A 6488-nucleotide genomic window follows, 5' to 3' on the forward strand; every position below is an offset into this window, starting at 1 on the left:
CGGAACAAGTGGAATGGCTCAATCCAAAGATTCAGGGATGGAGAAATTATTACTACACGAACTACAGCCAAAAGAGATTAGCCAAGCTGGATTGGTATATTCTGCAGAGATTAACCCGGTGGTACGCGAAGAAGAGACAACGCAGAAGATGGATGAGTTCATTACCTGAAGTAAAGTATATTGCCAAGATGTATGGACTAAGAACGCTATTGTGATCTGCATGCCCATGAATGACAAACATCGGAAAGCCGTATGAGGGAAAACCTCACGTACGGTTTGATGAGGAGGGGCTGGTTTAAATCCAGCCCTTCACTCTAGGATCAGATAGGGAGCAGGACTTTTCTTCTTATTTTTCGCTACAGTCAGCAAGATTTCAAAAGTTGTCGATTATAGGCTGAAAACCGGGTTATTTGGTTCTTTTTTTACATTTCCGGCCGGGTGTTTTGTGATAGAATAGAAATCTGCATGAATTCGTGTAAAAAAGGGGGAGTTAACCGCAGATGCGCATGAGTAACCTGCATCATTTCACCGAACATCACCGGTACTGCGTTTCCCGCGAATTCGGTCTTAGCCATGTAGATTCACGTATGCTGGGTTCCGTCTATCAGCCGATGGTAGGAGCCTTTGCGATTAGCCTGTACAGGCTGCTGTTTGAGCATATTCCGGCTGAATCGATCGGCTATTCTGCTGTAGAGCAGCAGCGCAGGCTGTTTATGACGCTTGGCGTTGAACCGAACGAGAAAGGCCGTAAATATTTAGTGGACCAGGCTTCCCTGCTTGAGGCGGTAGGCCTGCTTGCAACCTGCCGGATGTATACGCCGGAGAACGACGATTACCTGTATGAATATGAGCTGCTGCCGCCGCTTTCGCCGGCTGACTTTTTTGCGACCCAGCACCTGACACTGCTGCTGCGTGACAAAATCGGCAAGTTTGCCGTCCTGTCGCTCCGGGAGCAGTTCTGGAACCGGGAACCGGAGGACTGGAGCCGCCGCCTAGCCCATAAAGAGAATATTTCCCTGCCCTTTTATGATATCTTCCAGTTAAATACGCATGTGATCGATTATGAGCTGGAGCAGGCTCTGGCTGAAGTGGCTACGGTGAAGCAGCCGGGCATCAGTCAAAGCAGTGAAACGGCTATCGGGTATAGTGACATTATTCTGCGCTTTCCGCGCGAGTCGGTGAACCGGATGCATGTCGAGAAGCTGCGCTTTGACCATGCCCAAATGGGTGTGATTAACTATGTGGCCCGCAAATATGATCTGGGACCGCAGGATTTATGCCGTCTGCTGGATGAGGACGGAATGTTCACGCCGGACGGCGAAGTGATTCTGGATACGCTGCAGTACAGGGCAAGCCAGCATTTCCGCCAGGATATGAAGCGCCAGGAGAAGCGGGAGATCGCTGCGGCCAAGGTTGTGTCGCTGCGTGCAGCTGCGGCGGGTGACCATGAAGAGCCGGTGATTCCGCAGGAGCAGCCGGTGGAGATGGAATATTACGTTGAGGTCCCTCCGCAGTTCCTGTCCAAATGTGATATTCACCAATATAATATGATGCTGCGCAACGAGCCTTATACACGGCTGCTGCAAACCTTTTTTCCGGGTACGGTTCCGGGCCAGCTGATGGATATATTCGAGAAAATTGATCTGAACTACAAGCTGAGCGGTGAAGTCATCAATGTGCTGATCCATTATCTGATGACCATGGTGGCTTCAGGCGGAGAACAGCGGATGAACCGTAATTTTGTGGAGGCGATTGCCTCCAACATGCTGGTCAAGCAGGTTAATACCTATGAGAAGGCCGTAAGGTACATCCGTGACCAGTCCAAGGTCAAAGGCAAGAGCGCTGCCTCCGGCACGGCCGGAGCAGCTTCGGGAACGCGTCAGCGTTCGTATAATAAAGGCGGCGGCCGGGCCGCGAAGCCGGAGATTCCGATTGTCACCGATGACGGAAGCGCCGGTACCGTATCGGAAGAGGAATTCGCGGCGATGATGAAGAAAGCGGCCGAAATTAAGGCCAGCAAGAAGAAGGGCGCCCTGAGGACGCCGTAAAGAAAGCGAGGTGCAGCGATGGAGTCGATGGGCGAAGTGATGCGTTCGATGAACAATCCGGCCCTGCGCCAGCGTTCCCGCGATCTTCAGCAGAACCTGCTGAATGATCCGCTGGTGAAGCAGCTTCAGGCCGAGCACCCGGAGCTGGATGACTCGCGGCTGAAGCTTCATATGAGCCGGCTGTTTCAGTACGTACGGGAGAGCCGGAACTGCGCGAGCTGTCCTGGCCTCGAGCATTGCCCGAATGATTTTCAGGGCCATTACAGCAAGCTTACGGTAGAGAATGTTAACGGCTCACCGGATTTGTTCGAGCGCAAGACAGCCTGTAACCTGAAGATTGCGCAGGACAGCCAGGACAGCATCCGCAGACGGATCCGCAGCTTTTATGTGGATGAACGCGTGCTGAACGGCGGCTATGATGAGATGGATATTATGGGCAAGGACCCGCGCCGGGCTTCTGCCGTAAACAAAATTTTTGATTATATTACCAGGGTAAAGGAAGACGGTCTGAGTCCGCAGGGAATTTATCTGCACGGCACCTTCGGCACAGGCAAAACCTTTCTGATGTGCTACCTGCTCCACGAGCTGGCGGTTGCCGGATACAGCGGCGTCATTGTCTATATGCCTGATTTCATTGAGGATCTGAAGTCGATTATGCTGGACGGGCAGAAGCTGAAGGAAACCGTGGACACGCTGAAGAACTGCGATCTGCTGATTTTTGACGATATCGGTGCGGAAAATCTCAACCCGTGGGCGCGTGACCATGTGCTGGGGGCGATTCTGAATTACCGGATGAACCGCAAGCCGACCTTCTATACCTCCAATTATCCGCTGGACGGTCTGGAGAAGCATCTCAGCTTCACCAGCAAGGACGGCGAGGAGCTGTACAAGGGGCAGCGCCTGATGGACCGGATTGCTCCGTTTGTGGAAGTGATTCCGCTGCACGGGGAGAATCAGCGCGGCAGAAACCGGTAGGCTGACAGCAGTACAACAAAAAAACAGCGGTGCAGGGACGAATGGGGTCACTGGCACCGCTGTTTTTTTGCTATCCAGTTAATCGAGGAAAACAAACTTGACTATCACCATTCCAAAGAAAACCAGAGTCATGAAGCCGGTCATTCCGAAAAAGCCGGTCATTAAATCACCCAGATCGTTGCGGGGCTCCTCATTAACATGCTCCCGCGGGTCCCGTGCCTTGGCATTGATCTCCATTGTTTCCTCCTCCTTGCCTTGCAAGACTGCACTGCAGTAGGTTACAGTAATACATGTGAGGGAAGTCATTGACAATAAATGCGTTTTCTTAAAGTATACGAACTCTTGTGAGCGTTGTAAAGAAGCGATAGCTGTTAAATAATTGATTTTATACAATGTAATTGTCTAAAACATTTCCCAAAAGTACAGTATCTATGTTATACTGTGGATGTGTCGGTAAATGGTAATCTGGTTATCATATTACATGAAGCATTTTTTCCAGCTAACATTACGGAGTGAATTCGTTTCGTCTAGCGCACGCTATGGAGGCGTATGGAGCTCCGCAAAATTAAAGGAGGAACAATATCATGGCTATCGTAAACGTGTCTGACCAGTCCTTTGTAGGCGAAGTTGAAGGTCAGGGTACTGTAGTAGTAGATTTCTGGGCACCTTGGTGCGGCCCTTGCAAAATGCTTTCCCCAATCCTCGAGGAATTGTCCGCCGAGCTGGGAGACAGCGTAAAAATTGCCAAGCTGAATGTTGACGAGAATCCGGAAACGGCTTCCCGCTTCGGAGTAATGAGCATTCCTACCCTGATCTTCTTCAAAGACGGTCAGCCGGTGGATAAGGTTGTCGGCCTGAACTCCAAGGATTCCCTGAAGAACATCGTAGCTAAACACCAATAATAAGTAGTTAACCCTACTGAATAAGATCTGATTACAAGCGCCTTCGGTTTATCCGGGGGCGTTTTGTGTGTTAAAATTACTGTAGTAAGCAGTCCTGCTGACCCGGGGAAGCTTCATGAATGTGTAAGTGACAGGTGGGGGAGAAATTATGGATTATAGCGATAATATCCGCAACAAGCTGGCGCTGCTGCCGGATCTGCCCGGATGCTACCTGATGAAGAATGAAGAGGGCACCATTATTTACGTGGGCAAGGCGAAGGTGCTGAAGAACCGCGTCCGCTCTTATTTTACAGGCAGTCATAACGGCAAAACCCAGCGTCTGGTCGCCAATATTGTTGATTTTGAATATATAGTTACTTCCAGTAATATGGAAGCGCTCATTCTGGAGTGCAATCTGATCAAGAAGCATATGCCGCGTTACAACGTGCTTTTGAAGGATGACAAGACATTTCCTTATCTCAAAATAACGAACGAAGCGCATCCGCGTCTTGAAGTCACACGCCGGGTGCTTAAAGATAAAGCCAAATATTTCGGGCCGTATCCGAATTCTTATGCCGCCCAGCAGACCAAGAAGCTGCTCGACCGGATGTATCCGCTGCGCAAGTGCGGTGTGATGCCGAAGGAGGTATGTCTCTACTACCATATGGGCCAGTGCCTCGCCCCGTGCGAGAAGGAAGTGCCAAAGTCTGCTTACGATGAGATTATCCGCGATATATCGGCTTTCTTAAGCGGCGGCCATGAGGCAGTCAAAAAGGATCTGCAGCAAAAGATGCAGGAGGCGGCAGAGGAGCTGTACTTCGAGCGCGCCAAGGAGCTGCGTGACCAGATCATGCACATCGATGCCCTGATGGAGAAGCAGAAAATTAACACGGCTGATACGAAGGACCGCGATGTTTTTGGTTATGCCGTGGACAAGGGCTGGATGTGTGTGCAGATTCTGTATATGCGCCAGGGGAAAATGATCCAGCGGCACTCGTCCGTATTCCCGTTCTACGGGGAGGCTTACAGCGACTTCATGTCGTATGTAACGCAGTACTACAGCGAGAATCCGGCGCTGCCGCAGGAAATTCTGCTGCCTGAGCTGGTAAGCGAGGGCACCGAGAAGCCTTCGGCTGCTTCCGCCGGAGCTGCAGTGGCCGCGAGCAGGCTGGCGGCAGCTGTGGATGATGAGGATAGCGAGGAAGCCGGTGAGTCAGCGGCTGCCGGGAATGTGAGCGAGCAGGCGGGGACTGCAGAGGATGCAGCTGCTCGTGAAGCTGCTGCTGCAGAGGCTACTGCAGTCGGCCTGGTGGACCCGGCCGGCGGAGCGGCAGCCCTGCAGGAATGGCTGGGCCTGAAGGTGCTGGTGCCGCAGCGCGGGCTGAAGAAGCAGATGGTCGGCATGGCCTGCCAGAACAGCCGGGTAGCGCTGGATGAGAAGTTCCGGCTGATTGAGCGGGACGAGGAACGGACCTCCGGCGCGGCGTTCAGCCTGGGCCAGAGCCTGGGGCTCGAATCGCTGAACCGGATCGAAGCGTTCGATAACTCGAACATCCAGGGTGCCAATCCGGTCTCGGCGATGGTCGTGTTCATTGACGGCAAGCCAGCCCGCAAGGAATACCGCAAGTACAAGGTCCGCACCGTACAGGGTCCGGATGACTACGAAACGATGCGCGAGGTTATCCGGAGGCGGTATGAGCGGGTGCTGAAGGAAGACCTGCCGCAGCCCGACCTGATTGTGGTCGACGGCGGCAAAGGGCAGATTTCCTCGGCGATTGATATTCTGCAGAATGAGCTGGGGCTGTACATTCCCGTCTGCGGTCTGGTCAAGGATGACAAGCATAAGACGGCGCAGCTCCTGATCGGCGACTCCGCCGAGCCGGTGCCCCTGGCGCGGGACAGCCAGGAATTCTACCTGCTGCAGCGTATCCAGGATGAGGTTCACCGCTTCGCAATCACCTTCCACCGCGAGCAGCGCGGCAAATCGATGGTAACCTCGAAGCTGGATTCGATCCCAGGCATCGGAGAGAAGCGCCGGAAAGCGCTGCTCAAGCATTTCGGCTCGCTGAAGAAGATCAAGGAGGCCTCCATCGAGGACTTCCGCGTACTCTCCATAGGCGAGAAGCTGGCCGGGCAGATCCTGGCTGCGCTTAATGATGAGGAACCGGCCGTTGAGGCTGTTTCTCATAGTGAGGATGAGGCATAATATGCATTTTTCGGGCTGGCCCTTTGGGGCCGGCCTTTTTTGTTATGGGCGTGCCCAGAGGCACGCATTATCTAGTTGGTGCAAGTCCAACCAAGAGAGGGGCCAAGCCACTCTTGTAGCTAGGATGCTTGCGCATGGCGAAATCTGTGTGTAAAAGCGCATCGACAAAAGTACCGGTCAGAGACCGGGCGAGCAACAACCCAGGCCGCAACATCAAGTGAATCCTGCCGCGTCGTCAAAAAGGCCCTGCAAAGGGGAAAAGAGGGAGCCGAGTCTCGCTAAACTGGACGAAGGCCATGGAAGCTGTAAAGAACTTGGTACAACAGCGAAGAACCCTCCGGCGTAGAGGGAACGGCATGGTTTGAAAGATAATGCAGT

At 52.9% G+C, this 6488-nt stretch carries 6 protein-coding genes; 5 read left to right on the forward strand and 1 reads right to left on the reverse strand.

All coding sequences use genetic code 11. The features are described from left to right. Window positions 1-8 precede the first annotated feature (8 nt). The 3 genes from BLR64_RS29720 to dnaI all read left to right on the forward strand — a co-directional run bounded on the left by BLR64_RS29720 (window position 9) and on the right by dnaI (window position 3023). Window positions 9-215, forward strand: coding sequence for a group II intron maturase-specific domain-containing protein (locus BLR64_RS29720; protein ID WP_090720318.1), 207 nt, complete (start codon window positions 9-11; stop codon window positions 213-215). Between the two features lie 285 nt (window positions 216-500). Continuing rightward, a complete protein-coding gene (locus tag BLR64_RS29725) occupies window positions 501-2048 on the forward strand; it encodes a replication initiation and membrane attachment family protein (protein ID WP_090720312.1) in 1548 nt (515 codons plus the stop codon). An 18-nt stretch (window positions 2049-2066) separates the two neighbouring features. Beyond that, entirely contained in the window at window positions 2067-3023 is a 957-nt protein-coding gene (gene dnaI, locus BLR64_RS29730; RefSeq protein WP_090720313.1) for a primosomal protein DnaI, read from the forward strand. Between the two features lie 78 nt (window positions 3024-3101). Here dnaI and BLR64_RS29735 read toward each other — a convergent pair whose 3' ends face one another. Beyond that, the gene (locus BLR64_RS29735) at window positions 3102-3260 is read right to left on the reverse strand and encodes a YqzM family protein (protein ID WP_090720315.1); all 159 of its coding nucleotides are present in this window, start codon (window positions 3258-3260) and stop codon (window positions 3102-3104) included. Window positions 3261-3607: 347 nt separating this feature from the next. Between BLR64_RS29735 and trxA the strand changes: the two genes are divergently transcribed. Beyond that, the gene (trxA, locus tag BLR64_RS29740; protein WP_039876829.1) at window positions 3608-3925 is read left to right on the forward strand and encodes a thioredoxin; all 318 of its coding nucleotides are present in this window, start codon (window positions 3608-3610) and stop codon (window positions 3923-3925) included. A 148-nt stretch (window positions 3926-4073) separates the two neighbouring features. Next, a complete protein-coding gene (uvrC, locus tag BLR64_RS29745; protein ID WP_090720317.1) occupies window positions 4074-6110 on the forward strand; it encodes an excinuclease ABC subunit UvrC in 2037 nt (678 codons plus the stop codon). Window positions 6111-6488: the final 378 nt, after the last annotated feature.

This window comes from Paenibacillus typhae, assembly GCF_900099765.1.
Lineage (GTDB): Bacteria > Bacillota > Bacilli > Paenibacillales > Paenibacillaceae > Paenibacillus_AQ > Paenibacillus_AQ typhae.